18 protein-coding genes are annotated in these 18,230 nt (G+C 57.6%); all 18 read left to right on the top strand.

The features are described from left to right. The 18 genes from secY to GOV90_RS14410 all read left to right on the top strand — a co-directional run bounded on the left by secY (position 1) and on the right by GOV90_RS14410 (position 18,228). Positions 1-1,365 (top strand): preprotein translocase subunit SecY, encoded by a 1,365-nt coding sequence (gene secY, locus GOV90_RS14495; RefSeq protein WP_171091989.1) that lies wholly within the window; start codon positions 1-3, stop codon positions 1,363-1,365. Continuing rightward, positions 1,362-1,937, top strand: coding sequence for an adenylate kinase (locus GOV90_RS14490; RefSeq protein ID WP_171091987.1), 576 nt, complete (start codon positions 1,362-1,364; stop codon positions 1,935-1,937). Before secY ends, GOV90_RS14490 begins: the two co-directional genes overlap by 4 nt. A 201-nt stretch (positions 1,938-2,138) precedes the next feature. Then, positions 2,139-2,507 carry a 30S ribosomal protein S13 gene (rpsM, locus tag GOV90_RS14485; protein ID WP_170332212.1) on the top strand — a complete coding sequence of 123 codons (369 nt, stop codon included), beginning with the start codon at positions 2,139-2,141 and terminating at the stop codon, positions 2,505-2,507. A 15-nt stretch (positions 2,508-2,522) separates the two neighbouring features. Further along, complete coding sequence (rpsK, locus tag GOV90_RS14480) at positions 2,523-2,912, top strand: 30S ribosomal protein S11 (protein ID WP_008757289.1); 390 nt, start codon at positions 2,523-2,525, stop codon at positions 2,910-2,912. Between the two features lie 114 nt (positions 2,913-3,026). Continuing rightward, positions 3,027-4,043, top strand: a complete 1,017-nt coding sequence (locus GOV90_RS14475) for a DNA-directed RNA polymerase subunit alpha (protein ID WP_050605850.1) — start codon at positions 3,027-3,029, stop codon at positions 4,041-4,043. Between the two features lie 117 nt (positions 4,044-4,160). Next, positions 4,161-4,583, top strand: a complete 423-nt coding sequence (gene rplQ, locus GOV90_RS14470; RefSeq protein WP_170387757.1) for a 50S ribosomal protein L17 — start codon at positions 4,161-4,163, stop codon at positions 4,581-4,583. 139 nt (positions 4,584-4,722) lie between these two features. Beyond that, complete coding sequence (locus GOV90_RS14465; RefSeq protein ID WP_171091985.1) at positions 4,723-6,054, top strand: DUF3300 domain-containing protein; 1,332 nt, start codon at positions 4,723-4,725, stop codon at positions 6,052-6,054. A gap of 1 nt (position 6,055) precedes the next feature. Then, a complete protein-coding gene (locus tag GOV90_RS14460) occupies positions 6,056-6,946 on the top strand; it encodes a DUF2950 family protein (RefSeq protein ID WP_171091983.1) in 891 nt (296 codons plus the stop codon). 123 nt (positions 6,947-7,069) lie between these two features. Further along, positions 7,070-8,125: a TauD/TfdA family dioxygenase gene (locus tag GOV90_RS14455; RefSeq protein WP_171091981.1), complete on the top strand. Its 1,056-nt coding sequence runs from the start codon at positions 7,070-7,072 to the stop codon at positions 8,123-8,125. 74 nt (positions 8,126-8,199) lie between these two features. Beyond that, positions 8,200-9,585: a trypsin-like peptidase domain-containing protein gene (locus tag GOV90_RS14450; RefSeq protein ID WP_171091978.1), complete on the top strand. Its 1,386-nt coding sequence runs from the start codon at positions 8,200-8,202 to the stop codon at positions 9,583-9,585. 3 nt (positions 9,586-9,588) lie between these two features. Further along, complete coding sequence (locus tag GOV90_RS14445) at positions 9,589-10,899, top strand: replication-associated recombination protein A (RefSeq protein ID WP_171091976.1); 1,311 nt, start codon at positions 9,589-9,591, stop codon at positions 10,897-10,899. A gap of 98 nt (positions 10,900-10,997) precedes the next feature. Next, positions 10,998-11,804 carry a crotonase/enoyl-CoA hydratase family protein gene (locus GOV90_RS14440; protein WP_171091974.1) on the top strand — a complete coding sequence of 269 codons (807 nt, stop codon included), beginning with the start codon at positions 10,998-11,000 and terminating at the stop codon, positions 11,802-11,804. Positions 11,805-11,924: 120 nt separating this feature from the next. Then, positions 11,925-12,968, top strand: coding sequence for an RluA family pseudouridine synthase (locus GOV90_RS14435; RefSeq protein WP_171092035.1), 1,044 nt, complete (start codon positions 11,925-11,927; stop codon positions 12,966-12,968). After that, positions 12,965-13,636, top strand: coding sequence for an HAD-IA family hydrolase (locus GOV90_RS14430; protein ID WP_171091972.1), 672 nt, complete (start codon positions 12,965-12,967; stop codon positions 13,634-13,636). The genes GOV90_RS14435 and GOV90_RS14430 overlap by 4 nt, the downstream gene beginning before the upstream one ends. Positions 13,637-13,639: 3 nt before the next feature. After that, entirely contained in the window at positions 13,640-14,347 is a 708-nt protein-coding gene (locus tag GOV90_RS14425; protein ID WP_171091971.1) for an ATP12 family chaperone protein, read from the top strand. 205 nt (positions 14,348-14,552) lie between these two features. Continuing rightward, positions 14,553-15,569: an amino acid ABC transporter substrate-binding protein gene (locus tag GOV90_RS14420; RefSeq protein ID WP_171091969.1), complete on the top strand. Its 1,017-nt coding sequence runs from the start codon at positions 14,553-14,555 to the stop codon at positions 15,567-15,569. Between the two features lie 124 nt (positions 15,570-15,693). After that, positions 15,694-16,926, top strand: coding sequence for an amino acid ABC transporter permease (locus GOV90_RS14415; protein ID WP_171091967.1), 1,233 nt, complete (start codon positions 15,694-15,696; stop codon positions 16,924-16,926). Between the two features lie 3 nt (positions 16,927-16,929). Beyond that, positions 16,930-18,228 (top strand): amino acid ABC transporter permease, encoded by a 1,299-nt coding sequence (locus GOV90_RS14410; RefSeq protein WP_171091965.1) that lies wholly within the window; start codon positions 16,930-16,932, stop codon positions 18,226-18,228. The last annotated feature ends 2 nt before the right edge of the window (positions 18,229-18,230 follow it).

Genomic DNA, 18,230 nt, shown 5'->3' with positions numbered 1-18,230 from the left:
ATGGTATCAGCAGCAGAACAAATGGCAGCCAATACAAGCTGGGCTGCTTTGGGCAAAGCCACCGATCTGCGCAACCGCATCCTGTTCACGCTGGGTTTGCTGATCGTCTATCGTCTGGGCACCTTTATTCCGGTGCCGGGGATCGACGGGCAAGCGCTGCGCGAATTCATGGAACAGGCGGGGCAAGGCATCGGCGGCATGGTTTCGATGTTTACCGGTGGGGCGCTGGGGCGGATGGGTATCTTTGCCCTCGGCATCATGCCCTACATTTCGGCCTCGATCATTGTGCAGCTGCTGACATCCATGGTTCCCGCGCTTGAGCAACTCAAGAAAGAGGGCGAACAGGGCCGCAAGAAAATCAACCAGTACACCCGCTTCGGCACCGTGGCGCTGGCCACTGTGCAGGCCTATGGTCTAGCGGTCTCGCTGGAAGCAGGGGATCTGGCGACCGATCCGGGCATGTTCTTCCGTATGTCGACCATGATTACCCTGGTCGGCGGCACCATGTTCCTGATGTGGTTGGGTGAACAGATCACCGCGCGCGGTATCGGCAATGGTATCTCTCTGATCATCTTCGTCGGCATCATCGCCGAGGTTCCGGCCGCGCTGGCGCAGTTCTTTGCCTCGGGACGTTCGGGCGCCATCAGCCCCGCAGTGATCGTTGGCGTGATCGTGATGGTCATCGCTGTGATCACCTTTGTGGTCTTTATGGAGCGCGCGCTGCGCAAGGTTCACATTCAGTATCCGCGTCGTCAGGCCGGTATGAAAGTCTACGAAGGCGGCTCCAGCCACCTGCCGGTCAAAGTGAACCCGGCGGGCGTGATCCCTGCGATCTTTGCCAGCTCACTGCTGCTGCTGCCGGTAACGATCTCAACCTTCTCGGCGGGTGCTGCGAACGGACCGATCATGTCGTGGATGCTGGCCAATTTCGGCCCCGGACAGCCACTGTATCTGTTGTTCTTCGCTTCGATGATCGTGTTCTTTGCGTATTTCTATACGTTCAACGTGTCGTTCAAGCCCGATGACGTGGCGGACAACCTGAAAAAGCAAAACGGTTTTGTGCCGGGTATCCGTCCGGGCAAAAAGACCGCCGAGTATCTGGAATACGTGGTCAACCGCGTTCTGGTTCTGGGCTCGGCCTATCTGGCGGCGGTCTGCCTGTTGCCCGAGATTCTGCGAAACCAGTTCGCTATCCCGTTCTATTTCGGCGGCACCTCGGTTCTGATTATTGTCTCTGTAACCATGGATACAATCCAACAGGTTCAGAGCCATCTGCTGGCGCATCAATACGAAGGGCTGATTGAAAAGTCCCAACTGCGCGGTAAGAGCAAGAAACGCGGCAGGAAGGGACCCGCTCGTCGATGAACATCATTCTTTTGGGCCCCCCGGGGGCAGGCAAGGGCACGCAAGCGCAGCATCTGGTTGAAACCCGCGGCATGGTGCAACTGAGCACCGGCGACATGTTGCGCGAAGCCAAGACCAGCGGAACGGAGATGGGCCAGAAAGTTGCCGAGATCATGGACTCGGGCCAACTGGTCACCGACGAGATCGTGATCGGCCTGATCGAAGAAAAGCTGACGACCGAAAAGGGTGCAGGCTTTATCTTTGATGGCTTCCCGCGCACACTGGCGCAGGCTGACGCTTTGGCGGCTTTGCTGACTAAGATGGGCCAGTCGCTGCACACGGTGATCGAAATGCGCGTCGACGACGAGGTTCTGGTGCAGCGCATCGTGGGCCGCGCTGAAGAGGCGCGTGCGGCGGGCAAGCCGGTGCGGGCGGACGACAACGAAGACAGCGTTCGTATTCGCCTGATGGAGTACTACAAAAAGACTTCTCCGTTGATTGGGTATTATCATGCCAAGGGCGACCTGCGCCCGGTCAATGGTCTGGCCAGCATCGAAGAAGTCACCGCCTCGATCGAGGCGATTCTCGGCTGACTTCAGGTTGGGGCTTGACGCCCCTTCCAAAAGCCCATATCGACCCCCATCCCTTAAGGGAATCAAGACCGCATGCGGGATTCGTCCCAAATGCCCCGACCACCTCGAATAATGCTGAACCCTCTGGCCACACTGCCAAGGTAAAGCGTTGTGAAAAAAGGTTCTGGAGTTACGGAACCGCAACGAAAAGGAAAGTGACACGTGGCACGTATTGCCGGCGTAAACATCCCGACTGCCAAGCGGGTACCTATCGCCCTCACATATATCACCGGAATCGGCAACACCTCGGCCAAGGCGATCTGCGAAGCCGTGGGCATTGAAGCGACCCGTCGCGTCAACGAACTGTCCGATGCCGAAGTTCTGAAAATCCGCGAATACATCGACGAAAACTTCACCGTCGAAGGTGACCTGCGTCGTGAAGTTCAGATGAACGTCAAGCGCCTGATGGACCTGGGCTGCTATCGCGGTCTGCGTCACCGCCGCAACCTGCCGGTTCGCGGTCAGCGCACCCACACCAACGCTCGTACCCGCAAAGGCCCCGCAAAGGCCATCGCTGGTAAGAAGAAATAAGGGAGGGTCTGACTGATGGCACGTGACAAGACTCGCGTTAAGCGCAAAGAGCGTAAGAACATCGCATCGGGCGTTGCCCATGTGAACTCGACCTTCAACAACACCAAGATCCTGATCTCGGACGTACAGGGCAACGCCATTTCGTGGTCGTCTGCCGGTACCATGGGCTTCAAGGGATCGCGGAAATCGACCCCCTACGCCGCTCAGATGGCTGCAGAAGACGCAGGCAAAAAGGCGCAGGAACATGGCGTCAAGACGCTGGAAGTCGAAGTTCAGGGCCCCGGTTCGGGTCGTGAATCGGCTCTGCGAGCGCTGGCTGCAGTGGGCTTCAATATCACGTCGATCCGCGACGTGACCCCGATTGCTCACAACGGCTGCCGCCCGCCGAAGCGTCGCCGCGTCTAAGCGATTTTGAATTGAGCTGGGGCTGTGTATTTGCACGGCCCCAGCACGTCATTTTGAACCTCGGGCGTCTGCACCTTGTTGGTCATGGGGCGCGGACAGGAATGGAGGGATTACATGATCCACAAGAATTGGGCAGAATTGATCAAGCCGACCCAGCTGGAAGCCAAGCCGGGCAATGATCCCGCACGTCAGGCGACCCTGGTTGCCGAACCGCTGGAGCGTGGCTTTGGTCTGACCCTGGGCAACGCCCTGCGCCGCGTTCTGATGAGCTCGCTGCAAGGTGCGGCCATCACCAGCGTTCAGATCGATAACGTCCTGCACGAGTTTTCCTCGGTTGCGGGCGTTCGTGAAGACGTCACCGATATCATTCTGAACCTCAAGCAGGTTGCCCTGCGCATGGAAGTCGAAGGCCCCAAGCGCCTGTCGATCAATGCCAAAGGCCCGGCAATTGTCACTGCAGGTGACATCAGCGAAAGCGCTGGCATCGAGGTTCTGAACCGCGATCACGTCATCTGTCACCTGGACGATGGCGCCGATCTGTTCATGGAACTGACCGTCAACACCGGCAAAGGCTATGTTTCGGCTGAGAAGAACAAGCCTGAGGATGCACCTATCGGCCTGATCCCGATCGACGCGATCTATTCGCCGGTCAAAAAGGTCGCCTATGACGTTCAGCCGACCCGTGAAGGTCAGGTTCTGGACTATGACAAGCTGACCCTAAAGATCGAAACCGATGGTTCGATCACACCGGAAGACGCGTTGGCCTTTGCTGCTCGCATCCTGCAGGATCAGCTGTCGATCTTCGTCAACTTCGACGAGCCGGAATCGGCAAGCCGTCAAGACGAGGACGATGGTCTGGAGTTCAACCCGCTGCTGCTGAAGAAAGTGGACGAGCTGGAACTGTCGGTCCGTTCGGCAAACTGCCTGAAGAACGACAACATCGTTTACATCGGCGATCTGATCCAGAAAACCGAAGCCGAGATGCTGCGCACCCCGAACTTCGGCCGCAAATCGCTGAACGAGATCAAGGAAGTGCTGTCCGGAATGGGTCTGCACCTCGGCATGGATGTCGAGGATTGGCCGCCCGACAACATCGAAGATCTGGCCAAGAAATTCGAAGACGCGTTCTAAACGCGTCTTCCCCAATGCCCGGGTTTCCGGGGACGACATGGGCACTTCCGCCCCAAGGAGAGCCGGTGACACGCATCGCCGGCCAGACAAAGCAAAACGCAAGATAGGAATTGAAAAATGCGTCACGCACGTGGTTACCGCCGCCTGAACCGTACTCATGAGCACCGTAAAGCTCTGTTTGCGAACATGGCTGGCTCGCTCATCGAGCATGAGCAAATCAAGACAACTCTGCCCAAGGCAAAAGAACTGCGCCCGATCATCGAAAAGCTGGTCACTCTGGGCAAGCGCGGCGACCTGCACGCCCGCCGTCAGGCCGCAGCACAGCTGAAAGAAGACAAAGACGTCGCGAAGCTGTTCGAAGTTCTGGGCCCCCGCTACGCCGAGCGTCAGGGCGGTTATGTCCGCATCCTGAAAGCTGGCTTCCGCTATGGCGACATGGCCCCGATGGCGATCATCGAATTTGTTGATCGTGACATCGACGCCAAAGGCGCGGCTGACAAAGCTCGCGTTGCCGCCGAAGAGGCCGCAGACGAAGAATAAGAAAGCCCGGCTTTCTGATTTTGACCCCCGCGTCCCTGACGTGGGGGTTTTTTGTTTTTATGATCGTGGCGCATGTTCCGAGATTTGTTGCCAGAATCATGAACTTGGGCGATCCTCAAAGAAATTGAAGGACCGCAATATGTTTAGATATCTGATTTTTGCGCCCCTGTTTTGCGCAAGCACTGCGCTTTTCGCGCAGGAAACAACGGATGAAACGACCGAGGCGGCGTCGCAAGAAACAACTGACCTTCTGACCGACGCAGAACTGCAAACTCTGGTCGCGCCGGTTGCCTTGTATCCGGATACTCTGCTCATCCAGATACTTGTCGCCTCGACCCAGCCGCTGGAGATTGTAAAGGCCGAGCGTTTTTTAATCGACAATGCAGACCGAGATCCGGCGGAGCTTGAACCTGAAATCGAGGCCATGGGTTGGGACCCGTCGGTGAGCGTGCTTGCAACAGCGTTCCCCGCAGTCGTTGGCCAAATGGCGACGCATGTCGACTGGACCGAAACGATGGGAACAGCAATGCTGGCCCAGTCTGACGATGTGATGGATGCCGTCCAGGTGATGCGGGATCAGGCAATTGACAGCGGTGCACTGGTGTCTGGCCCGGAACAAACGGTTGAAGTCGAAGAGGATGAGACCGTCGTCATCACACCGACCAACACAGAAACCGTTTATGTTCCGCAATACGATCCTGCGACCGTCTATACCGGGCCATCAACGGGTGACGTTGTGGGGGCTGCTCTGCTGACCTTTGGCACCGTGGCGTTGATTGACGAGATTTTTGACGATGATGATGATTGGTATGGTTATTGGGGGTGTCGAAACTGCGGTGGATGGGGCGGTGGCCCGATCTACAGAAACCCGAATATCGACATAGACGTCGATGGCAACGTCAATATCGGCAACGACATTGATCTGGGTGACCGCACAGATATCGAGTGGAAACCCGATTCCAACCGACAGCAGGAAGCGCGGAACAAAATCGCCGATCACAAACGCACTGGCAGCGGTGCCGGAACATTGCCTGTTGACCGACCAAACGGCCGCACAGATGAATTGCGCTCGAAGCTCAGCCGTGAATCAGGAGCTGCCGACATAAGTCGGGACGGCTCGGGCGCTGCGGCGTTGGCGGCCGGGGCGGGCGCCGGGGCGATTGCAGGTGGTGCACTGGCCAACCGCGGCAATGACAAGCAACTGCCCAAGGTCAATCGGGGGAATGTCGACACTGACAGAGCCGCCGCGAAACAGAAGGCTGTGGACAGAACCAAGCAATCTTCTGGTGCCGCCAAGAAGCCGGTTAAAAGCAACGCCAAGACCGCGAAGAAACCCCAGGCCCAAAAGGCTGCAGTTCAGCAGAAAAAACCTGCGGCCAAAGGGAAAGCCATGCAAAAGAAAGCGTCCGGCAAGAGAACCCACAGCGCGTCAAAACGCGGGCACGCGGCCAAGGGAAAGCGGAGGAGATAAGATGCGGAATTTCATAATTTCTTCTGCCATTCTTTTGATCACGGCGAGCACAGCCGCATCCGAGGGTGCCCGATACAACAGCCCGCAAGCGGCTTTGGATGCGTTTGTCGGTGCTCTGAAGTCGGATGATCGGGACCAGTTGCTGGACGTGTTTGGGGCTGAGGCCGAAGACTTGCTTGCAACCGGCGACCCAGAAGAAGACCGAGCCAGACGAGAGGAAGTGCTTGGCATGTATGCCGAGGGCTATCGTTTCCAGCCGGACGAGGACGGTGTTGTCGTCTTGCTGGGGGAAGACAGCTGGCCCTTCCCAATCCCGATTTCTCGGGCCGGTGAGGAATGGCACTTTGACCTCGAAGCGGGCATCGAAGAAGTTTCGGCCCGCGAGATCGGGTTGAATGAGCTGGAAGTGATGGAATTGCTTGATGCTTATGTCGATCTTCAGGCCGCGTTCCGTTTGGCCGACCATAATGGCGACGGCGTGATGGAATTCGCGCGCAACATCATTTCCGATCCGGGTGTGAAAGATGGTCTGTTCTGGCCCGAGGAAGACAGCTTTGTCGGCGCGGCGCTCGCACGAGCGGTGGCTTCTGGGTGGAGTGACGGAGAAGAGGACTACGAACCTGAACCCTTCCTGGGTTATTACTATACGATCCTTCAGGGACAGGGACCCAATGCTCCGGGTGGTGCGTATTCGTACTTTGTTGGGGATCATTTTGTAGCAGGTCATGCGCTGTTGGCTGTTCCTTCCGAGTATGGCGAGACCGGAATTCACTCGTTTCTGGTTGGTGAGAACGGGATCATTTTCGAGGCGGACTTGGGTCCTGACACGCTGGAACGCGCGGAGGGTATCCTAGAATATGACCCAGGCCCTGACTGGGCCCCTGCCGAGTAGAACCCGAACCGTTCGAGCAAGCACACCGAATTGGTGTCGTGTTTTTACAAGTTTCGGTGACTTCAGGTGATGACCTGTGCTTTCTCACAAGCGAACATGCGGAAAGCGTGAGGGGAGGAAGCGATGACCGTGTTTTCTGATTTACCGGCGCAAATCTCCGGTCCATCTGTTTGGACCGGACGGGAAATGGCAGCGCGGCAGAATGAATGGCTGTTGCATCTGAGTCCAGAGGATGTCGCAGACCTTGAGCAAGCCGCGCGCCACTATCTAAGCTTGGGGCAGGATATCGGCGAAATCACCAAAACAGATTTTCCGCTGCGCCGGTTCGACTGCCATCTTGAGACTCTAAGAGACACGCTGATCAACGGTATTGGGTTCGAAGTGATCCGGGGCCTGCCGGTCGAGACTTATTCTCAGGAAATGGCCGCCGCGATCTTCTGCGGGGTGGGTGCCCATTTGGGATCGGCGCGATCCCAAAATGCGCAAGGGCATATTCTGGGTCATGTCCGTGACATCGGTGCGGACGCAAATGACCCGAACACGCGGATCTATCAGACCCACGAGCGGCAGACCTTTCACACAGACAGTGCCGATATCGTGGGGCTTTTGTGTCTTCGGGACGCCAAACAGGGCGGGGATTCACTGCTGGTCAGTGCCGAAGCCATCTACAACCAGATGCGCGCCGAATGCCCGGACCTGCTGGAGCGATTGTTCGACCCGATAACAACCGACCGGCGCGGTGAAGTGCCGGAAGGCATGCAGCCCTTTATGACTATTCCGCCCTTCAACTGGCATGATGGCAAGCTGACCGTATTCTATCAGCGACAGTACATCGACAGCGCACAGCGGTTTCCCGAAGCCATGCGTCTGACCGCAGAGCATGTCGCTGCATTGGACAAGTTCGACGCCCTGACAAACGACTCTGAATTATTTCTGACGATGCGGTTGCAACCAGGCGACATGCAATTTGTCTACAACCATTCTCAGTTACACGACCGGACGGGTTTTGTGGACTGGCCTGATCCGGCCAAGCGTCGGCATCTTTTTCGTCTATGGCTCTCACCCGACGGAGACCGGGAGTTACCCGACGTGTTCAAACAGCGTTACGGATCGATCGAAGTGGGCAATCGGGGTGGGATCATTACAAAAGGGACCCGCTTGCACGCGCCGCTGGATTGAACACGCAGGACAGGTGCTTGCATTAGTGCGCCCGTAATCGCATATCCTACGCAGCTTTTGAGGTAGAGGTATCCATGCTTCGCGCGACACTAATCGCTTTGACCTGTGTAATTTCCACATTTGCGACGGCTGAAACACGCGTGCCGCAATCGCAGGCCGAGATTTCGCTGGGCTTTGCTCCTGTGGTGAAAAAAGCCTCTCCTGCGGTCGTGAATATCTATGCCAAGATCGTGCGGCAGGGGCGCGCCAGCCCGTTCTTTTCGGACCCGTTTTTCAAAGACTTCTTTGGCCGCGGCTTTGGCACGCCACAGCCGCGTGTTCAAAACTCGTTGGGCTCTGGGGTGATCCTGTCCGATGACGGCTACGTCGTCTCCAACTATCACGTGGTTGGATCCGCGACAGAGATCCGGGTCGTCACCACGGACCGACGCGAGTTTTCGGCCACAGTTGTACTGGGTCATGAACAAAGCGACATTGCGATCCTGCGTTTGGAAGAGGCCGAAAACCTGCCGTTCCTAAGCCTGCGGGATTCCGATCAGGTCGAAGTGGGAGAGCTGGCTTTAGCAATCGGGAACCCCTTTGGCGTGGGGCAAACCGTGTCCTCGGGCATCATCTCGGGATTGGCGCGCACGGGAACGGCAACTGGCAACGGTCGCGGGTATTTCATTCAGACGGATGCGGCGATCAACCCGGGTAATTCCGGCGGCGCATTGATCGACGTGAATGGTGATCTGATCGGGATCAACACGTCGATCCTGACGCGGTCAGGTGGTTCCAACGGTATCGGCTTTGCCATCCCGGCAAATTTGGTGGCCGAGTTCCTGAAACAGGCGCAGCAAGGCAATGACAGCTTTGTCAGCCCTTGGGCGGGAATGTCGGGTCAGCACATGAGCGCGGATATCGCGGAATCTTTGGGGCTGGTTATCCCGCTGGGCGTTGTGATCTCGGACCTGCATGACCTCAGCCCGCTGCGCGAGGCGGGGCTGAAGGTGGGCGATGTTGTCACCCATGTGGACGGGGACGAGGTGAACTCCCCCGCTGAAATGAAGTTCCGCATGTCTATTGCGGGTGTGGGGGGAAGCTCGGTTCTGACGCGGCTGCGCGGCGACCAAAGCGATGAGGTCGAAGTGGCCTTGATCAAGGCGCCGGAAACACCCGCTGCCGAAGAAACCGCGCTGGACGATACGACAGTTCTGCCGGGTTTGATCGTGTCTCGGATCAATCCGGCGGTGATCACCAAGCTGGGCCTGCCCCTGTCTCTGACCGGTGTTGTTGTGGTTGATCCGGGCCCTTTTGGCGCGCGGGCCGGGTTGCGACCCGGCGATGTGATCGAGACAATCAACGCGGTTGATATTCAGCGCCCTGGTGACGTTGAACGCGCGATGACAAACCCGGGACGCCGAGTGCAGATGGGTCTTCAACGCGAGGGCCGGTCCGTGTCCTTGCGATTCCGGCTGTAACGTATGAGCGATCTGTTCGACACCGGGCCAACCGAACCCGTCGATGCCCTGCACCGCCCTTTGGCGGATCGATTGCGGCCCCAATCACTGGGCGACGTCATCGGTCAGGAGCAGGTGTTGGGGCCGGAAGCTCCGCTGGGCGTGATGCTGGCGGCGGGCAGTCTGTCCTGCCTGATCTTTTGGGGCCCGCCCGGGGTGGGAAAGACGACCATAGCGCGGCTTTTGGCGCAGGAAACCGATCTGCATTTTGTCCAGATCAGTGCGATCTTCACGGGTGTACCTGACCTGAAGAAGGTCTTCGAGGCCGCAAAGATTCGCCGTCAAAACGGGCAGGGGACGCTGTTGTTCGTGGACGAGATCCACCGTTTCAACAAGGCGCAGCAAGACGGGTTTCTACCCCATATGGAAGACGGCACCATCCTGTTGGTGGGCGCAACAACCGAGAACCCGTCATTTGAACTGAATGCAGCTGTGCTAAGCCGGTCGCAGGTTCTGGTATTGGAACGCCTCAGCCTTGCCGACCTTGAACGCCTGACGCAGCGTGCCGAGAAAGAGCTGGACCGCGCATTGCCTTTGACCCCAGCTGCGCGCGATGCGTTGCAGGAAATGGCAGACGGCGATGGGCGGGCGTTGCTGAACCTGATCGAACAGGTCTCGGCCTGGAAAGTGGACGCGCCGCTGGATCCCGATGCATTGTCGACGCGGCTGATGCGGCGGGCTGCGAAATACGACAAGTCGGGTGATGAGCATTACAACCTGATCTCGGCCCTTCATAAATCGGTACGCGGGTCTGACCCGGATGCTGCGCTGTACTGGTTCGCACGAATGCTAACCGGCGGCGAAGACCCGCGCTATCTGGCGCGCCGGATCACGCGGATGGCGGTTGAGGATATCGGTCTGGCGGACCCTCAGGCGCAGGCCATTTGCCTGCAATCGTGGGAAACGTTTGAACGGCTGGGGTCTCCCGAAGGGGAATTGGCGCTGGCGCAAGCCTTGGTTTATTTGGCGCTGGCCCCAAAATCCAACGCGGCTTATGTCGGCTACAAAGCGGCAATGCGGCTGGCCAAACAATCCGGCAGCGAGCCACCGCCAAAACATATCCTGAACGCGCCTACTTCGCTGATGAAGGATCAGGGATATGGTGCGGGTTATTCTTATGACCACGACGCCGAGGATGGGTTTTCCGGTCAGAACTACTTCCCGGAAACCATGAAACGCCCGGTACTCTATCAGCCGGTCGAACGCGGGTTCGAACGAGAGCTGAAAAAGCGCCTCGATTACTTTGCCAAGCTTCGGACACAGCGCAACAGTTAGTTACGCAGGGTCAGTATTGAACATGCCGCCGCGTCACAGGCGACAGGTTCGCAATTGAACGCTTCCCTTAGGTCAATACCAGCAAGGGAGGACGGAAAATGCCGGTTTCAATTGAAAAGACCCAAGACGTCTGGACCATTATCCACGACAGGCCGGATGCGCGGAATGCCGTTGATACGGAACACGCTGTGGCTCTGGTTGACGCGTTCCTGAGTTTTGAAGCCAGTTCTGCCAAAGCCGCTGTGTTCTGGGGCAAGGGTGGCAATTTCTGCGCGGGCTGGGATCTGAAACTCGCCGCCTCGCTGGCCGATCCTGAACTGCGTGAGGCTTATTTCGACAAACATAACTTTCCAATAGGTTCAGCCACTTCGACGCTAGGGCCGATGGGACCGTCCCGGCTGGAGCTTTCGAAACCGGTCATCGGCGCGATTGAGGGTGCCGCCGTGGCCGGTGGCATGGAGCTTGCCCTTTGGTGCGACATCCGTGTGATGGCGGAAACGGCATATCTGGGTGTTTATTGTCGCCGCTGGGGGATTACCCTGATGGATGGCGGCTCGGTCCGGTTGCCGCGTTTGGTGGGGCAGGGCAAAGCGCTGGAGATCGCCTTGACGGGTCGGAAAGTCGAGGCTGAGGAGTGTTATCGGATCGGGCTGGCGGAAAAAATTGTCCCGCAGGGTGAAGCGCGTTCTGCAGCTGAAGAAATGGCCCATGAAATTGCACGTTTTCCGCAAGAGGCTGTGCGGGCTGACCGCCGTTCGATCATCGAAACGCGGGGTATGCCGGTGCGCGAGGCGCTCAAGGTGGAGTGGGCCAACGGATTGGAGGCGATCCGTCGTGAAGGAACCTCGGGCGCGGGGCGTTTCCGGGACGGGGCGGGGCGGCACGGGGATTTCTCGAACATCTGATCGCAACGACCAGATACCTTGACTCTTGGTGCATTGCGCGCGACAGACGCCCATGATTTCTGGGACACGGACAAAGGTGCAATCCGGGCGGCTCACCCGCGCGGTGCAAGGGTTAATGGCATGAGTGGCGTACAGATGATTACAGTCGCTGAAGGGGATGGCGACCAGCGCGTTGACCGCTGGTTGCGCCGTTTGTTTCCGCATGTCAGTCAGGGCCGCATTGAAAAGATGTGCCGCAAGGGTGAACTGCGTGTCGATGGCAGCCGCGCCAAAGCCTCGACCCGGCTGGAGGTTGGGCAAGTGGTGCGTGTGCCGCCTTTGCCGGACGCGGATCACAAACCTGCTGAGGTCAAACATCGTATCTCGGATGCCGATGCCAAGATGATTCAGTCCTGTGTGATCTACCGCGATGATCACATTTTGGCGCTCAACAAGCCGCAGGGCCTGCCGGTGCAGGGCGGCAGTGGGCAGACCCGCCATGTCGACAGCCTGTCCGAAGCACTGCGGTTCGGCTATGACGAGAACCCGCGTCTGGTCCATCGCTTGGACAAAGACACGTCAGGTGTTCTGCTGCTGGCCCGCACGCGTGAGGCCGCCAAGGGTCTGACGGCCGCTTTCCGTCACCGCGACACACGCAAGATTTATTGGGCGCTGGTTGCCGGTGTTCCGACGCCATATTTGGGTGAGATCAAGACGGGCCTTGTGAAAGCGCCCGGTCATGGCAAGCACGGCGAGGGCGAAAAGATGATCCCCGTGCATATGAACGAGATCGACAGCACACCAGGCGCGAAACGCGCGCACACGCATTATGCGACCCTGTACCGGGTGGCCGGCCGTGCCGCATGGGTTGCAATGGAGCCGATCACCGGGCGGACGCACCAGCTGCGGGCCCATATGGCGGCCATCGGGCATCCGATCATTGGCGATGGTAAATACGGCGGCTCGGGTCAGGAAAACCTTGGCGACGGCTGGGGCGCTCAACTGGGCGGGATCATTAGTAAAAAGCTTCACCTACACGCCCGGCGACTGTCGTTTCAACACCCGATGACCCGCAAGCCTGTGACAGTCACGGCACCTTTGCCGGATCATATCAAGCATAGCTGGGATACGTTCGGGTGGACCGAGGATCTGGCTGCTGACGATCCGTTTGAGGATCTGCAATGAGCGCACCTTTGCGGCTGGTTCTGTTTGATGTCGACGGCACATTGGTCGACAGTCAGGGCAGTATCGTTCACTCCATGACAACCAGCTTTCAGTCTGCTTCGGTGCCTGTCCCGTCGCGCGACGCGATCCTGTCGATTGTTGGTCTGTCCTTGCCGCACGCCATTGCGCGGCTGGCACCCGATCAACCATCTTCGGTCCAGGGTGATCTGGTTGAAGGGTACAAAGAGGCTTACCACGCACATCGGCTGGATCTGGGGGCGGCCAGTTCACCGCTTTATCCCGGCGCGCGTGAGGCGATTGAAGCGTTACACGCAGTGCCCGAAGTGCTTTTAGGCGTCGCCACCGGCAAGTCACAGCGCGGTCTTGATGCGTTGATCGAGGCGCACGGGTTGGAGGCTTACTTCGTCACACGTCAGGTTGCAGATCATCACCCCTCCAAGCCGCACCCGTCGATGGTGCAAACCGCTTTGTTGGAAACCGGTGTTGATCCGGATTGCGCAGTGATGATTGGTGACACAAGCTTTGACATGGATATGGCTGCCGCCGCGGGTGTGCGCGGAATTGGGGTGACTTGGGGATACCATGATCGCTCGGCTTTGGCTTCGGCGACTTGCGTGATCGAGACATTTGACCAGTTGCCCACGGCGCTGGCTGGAATATGGAACTAGGAAATGAGCGACTGGAAACCAAAACGCTTTTGGAAAGAAAGTACCGTTGTTGAAACTGATGGCGGGTTTACGGTTGAATTGGACGGTCGGCGCGTCAAAACACCAGCCAAGGAAGGTTTGGTCCTGCCGACCCGCACCATGGCCGACGCCGTTGCTGCTGAATGGGACGCACAGGACAAAGAGGTTGATCCAGCCTCAATGCCATTCACCCGTTCTGCCAATGCTGCAATCGACAAAGTGCGCATTCAACACGCCGAGGTGGCGGACATGCTTGCGGATTATGGTGATTCAGATCTGCTGTGTTACCGGGCGACGCACCCGCAAGAGCTGCAAAACCGCCAAAGCGCCGAATGGGACCCCGCCCTTGACTGGGCCGCGGCAACCTTGTCGGCGCGTCTGGTGCCGGTCGATGGGGTGCTGCACAAACCGCAAGCTGACCCAGCTCTTGAGACACTGCGCGCGCGCGTTCACGCGTTGGATTCGTTTCAACTGGCGGCTTTCCACGACCTGGTCAGCTTGTCAGGGTCATTGATTCTCGGCTTTGCCGCAGCCATGGATTGGCGCGAACCGGACGAGATATGGCGCATTTCGCGACTGGACGAAACGTGGCAGATCGAACAATGGGGTCATGATGACGAGGCCCATGCGGTTGCCGAAACCAAAAGGATCGCGTTTTTGCACGCAAAACGCTTCTTTGATATGTCGGTTTGAGCCTTATTTCCTGATATTTGGGCAAATGTTAAAAGACCTTGGTGCATGAACCATCGATTTCGATGATCGGCCCCTTGACGTTTGTTTATGAATACGCCCAAACTCAGTCCCACTAAAGGGGAGACACCTTTGGGGTAACCTTTCCGGCATCCACTTGCCGGGCAGAGCCGCCTCGTAAGAGGTGGAAAATCAGGAAGAGGTAAAAATGAAAAAATCCGTAATCTTGGGCGCGGCAACGATTGCCGGTCTTGCAGCTGGCGCAGCCGCGGCAGGGACCGTTGACGACGTTAAAGCGCGCGGCAAGCTGAACTGTGGTGTGACCACCGGTCTGGTTGGCTTTGCTGCACCCGACGCAAATGGTGAATGGCAAGGCTTTGACGTATCGCTGTGCCGTGCTGTTGCTGCTGCTGTTCTGGGCGATGCAAACGCTGTTGAGTTTGTTCCCACCACCGGTAAGACACGCTTTACCGCTCTGGCTTCTGGCGAAATCGACATGCTGGCCCGTAACACAACTTGGACCTTCAGCCGCGACGTCGACCTGAAGTTCGAATTCACCGGCGTAAACTACTATGACGGTCAGGGCTTCATGGTTCCCAAGGCGCTGGGCGTAAGCTCTGCCAAGGAACTGGATGGCGCAACCGTCTGCATCCAGACCGGTACCACCACCGAGCTGAACCTGGCGGACTTCTTCCGCTCGAACAACATCAGCTACGAGCCGGTTCCAATCGAAACCAACGCCGAAGCTCAGCAGCAATATCTCGCTGGCTCATGTGACGTTTACACCACTGACGCATCGGGTCTGGCTGCGACACGCGCCACGTTTGAAGCACCGGACGAGCACGTTCTGCTGCCCGAAATCATCTCGAAAGAGCCTCTGGGCCCGCTGGTTCGTCATGGCGACCACGAGTGGGGTGACGTTGTCCGCTGGACTCTGAATGCTCTGATTTCGGCGGAAGAACTGGGTGTGACCTCGGCGAATATCGATGAGCTGAGCGGTGGCACCGACAACCCGGAAATCAACCGTCTGTTGGGTACCGAAGGTACTCTGGGTGAGATGCTGGGTCTGGACGCTGACTGGGCGGCCAAAGCCATCAAAGCGGGTGGCAACTATGGTGAAGTATTCGCCAAAAACATCGGTGAAGAAACACCGATTGGTCTGGCACGCGGTCTGAACGCACAGTGGACCGAAGGCGGCCTGCTGTACTCGCCTCCGTTCCGCTAAAACCTACGGAGAAGGGCGCAGGGTAACCCCTGCGCCCTCTTCACATCAAAGAGCTGCGGGAACATGCAGAGCGGGGACAAACCCGCCAAGACAAAAAAACCGCACGCTACGGGGATTTCAAAATATGTCGACTATGACTGATCCGCCGAAAGCTGACTTTCGGTTGTCCATGCTCATTAACGACACCCGCTATCGCTCCCTGACGTTTCAGGTGATCGCGGCGATCGTTATTGCGCTTTCCATCTGGTATCTCGGAAACAACCTGATCCAGAACCTTCGGGCCGCAGGGCTCAACATTTCTTACTCGTTTTTGGGCGACCCCTCCGGGTATGACATCAACCAGCGTCTGATCGAATATGACAGCCAGTCCAGTCACGGGCGAGCGGCTGTTGTTGGTATTCTCAACACGCTTCTGGTGGCATTTTTGGCGTGTATTACCGCCACGGTGTTCGGCGTGATCGCGGGTGTTCTGCGGCTTTCGAACAACTGGTTGGTTTCGAAGCTGATGGCGGTCTATGTCGAGATCTTCCGGAACATTCCGGTTCTGATCTGGATCATCATAATCTTCACCGTCATGACCGCAGTGCTGCCAGCGCCACGTGCGTTCCGGGGCGATGACGCCACATCCAGCATGCTGTTCGACGCCTTCGCCTTTACCAACCGGGGTGTTTACATTCCTCGTCCCGAATTCACAAACGGGCTGTTTGGCGCAACCATTTTGAACTGGTTGCTGGTGATTGTCGTCCTGATCGGCTCGTGGTTTGCATCGCGCGAGATTGAAAAACGTGCAACGCTGAAACAGGAAGAAACCGGCGAGCGCCCGAAGACGTTTTTGGTCAAGTTGGCAGTATGGCTGGTGCCGTTTGCTGCGTTGATGCTGATTATGGGGCTGACTTGGGATATTCCCGCTCTGAAAGGCTTCAACTTCAGTGGTGGCATCAAGGTTGGCGGTCCGCTGATTGCGCTGTGGTTTGCCCTGTCTATCTACACTGGTGCATTTATCGCAGAGAACGTGCGCGCGGGTATTCAGGCGATCAGTAAAGGCCAAACTGAGGCTGCGGCCGCGTTGGGCCTGCGTCCAGGGCGGATTATGAACCTTGTTGTTCTGCCGCAGGCGCTGCGGGTCATCATTCCGCCGCTGATTTCGCAATATCTGAACATCACCAAAAACTCGTCGTTGGCAATTGCCGTTGGCTATGCGGATATCACCGCGACCCTCGGCGGCATTACACTGAACCAGACCGGTCGCGCGATCGAGTGCGTTCTGTTGCTAATGTTGTTCTACCTCACAGCTTCGTTGCTGATTTCGATGGGGATGAACATCTACAACGCCTCCGTTAAGTTGAAGGAGCGCTGAGCCATGAGTGATCAAACAACAAACCCGATCGCCTTTGTGGCCGAAGGCACTATCCCGCCTTCACCGCCACCGGCAAATGAAGTCGGAGTGGTCAAATGGCTGCGCGAGAACCTCTTCTCGGGCGTGACAAACACCATCCTGACGGTGCTGTCGCTGGTGCTGATCTACATTCTGTTGAAAAACACGTTGCCGTGGATTTTGAACGGGGTGTGGAATGCCAACTCTTTGGCGGAATGTCGTGAAATCCTGGACGGCAAGACCGGTGCCTGTTTCGCGGTTCTGACGGAACGCTGGCCTCAGCTGATCTATGGCTTCAAATACCCTGCCGAAGCTTATTGGAGACCGAACCTGGCTTTTGTGCTGATGCTGGTCGCCCTTGCTCCGGTGTTGTTCTTTGACCTGCCACGCAAGATGCTGTTGTTTACGGCTGTCTATCCGTTTGTGGCCTTCTGGCTGATCTGGGGGGGCACGATCCTGGTTCCTCTGGTGGCGCTGGTTGGTTTCATCGCTGCGGGTGCTGTGTTCCAGAAGCTGGGCAACAACAGCTTCGCTGCCGGGTTCTTTGGCGCCATCGTGACTGCGCTGGTCATTTGGAACGTCGGCGGAGCATTGATCCCCGAAGACGCATCCGAGAATGCATGGCTCATAGCGGTCCCCAGCCGTGATCTGGGTGGCTTCATGCTGAACATGATGTTGGGTGTGACCTGTGTGTCTCTGTCGGTGCCGCTGGGCATCGCGCTGGCCTTGGGTCGTCAGTCGAACATGCCGCTGATCAAATGGGTCTGCGTTATCTTCATCGAATTCATCCGTGGCGTGCCTTTGATCACGCTGCTGTTTGTGGCTTCGGTGATGCTGGCGTATTTCTTCCCGCCTGACAGCACAGTCGACCTGTTCCTGCGCGTTGTGATCATGATCACCATGTTCTCAGCCGCCTATATCGCCGAGGTGATCCGCGGCGGTCTGGCAGCGCTTCCGCGTGGACAATACGAAGCAGCAGACAGTCTGGGTCTGGATTACCCGCAGGCGATGCGGCTGATCATCCTACCGCAGGCTCTGAAGATCTCGATCCCCGGGATCGTGAACGTGGCCGTGGGCCTGTTCAAGGACACCACACTGGTATCGGTCATCTCGATGTTCGATCTGGTGGGCATGATCCGGGGTCCCATCCTGGCGTCGACCGAATGGAACGGCGTTTATTGGGAGCTTCTGGGCTTTGCCGCGCTTCTGTTCTTCGTCGTCTGTTACGGCATCTCTCAATATTCTCAGTGGCTCGAGCGTCGCCTTGCCACAGATCATCGTTAAGG

Origin of the sequence: Ruegeria sp. HKCCA5929 (genome assembly GCF_013034525.1) — a bacterium.
Lineage (GTDB): Bacteria > Pseudomonadota > Alphaproteobacteria > Rhodobacterales > Rhodobacteraceae > Ruegeria.
Note: the sequence above shows the minus strand (reverse complement) of the source record. Positions and strands in the feature narration are given on the sequence as shown.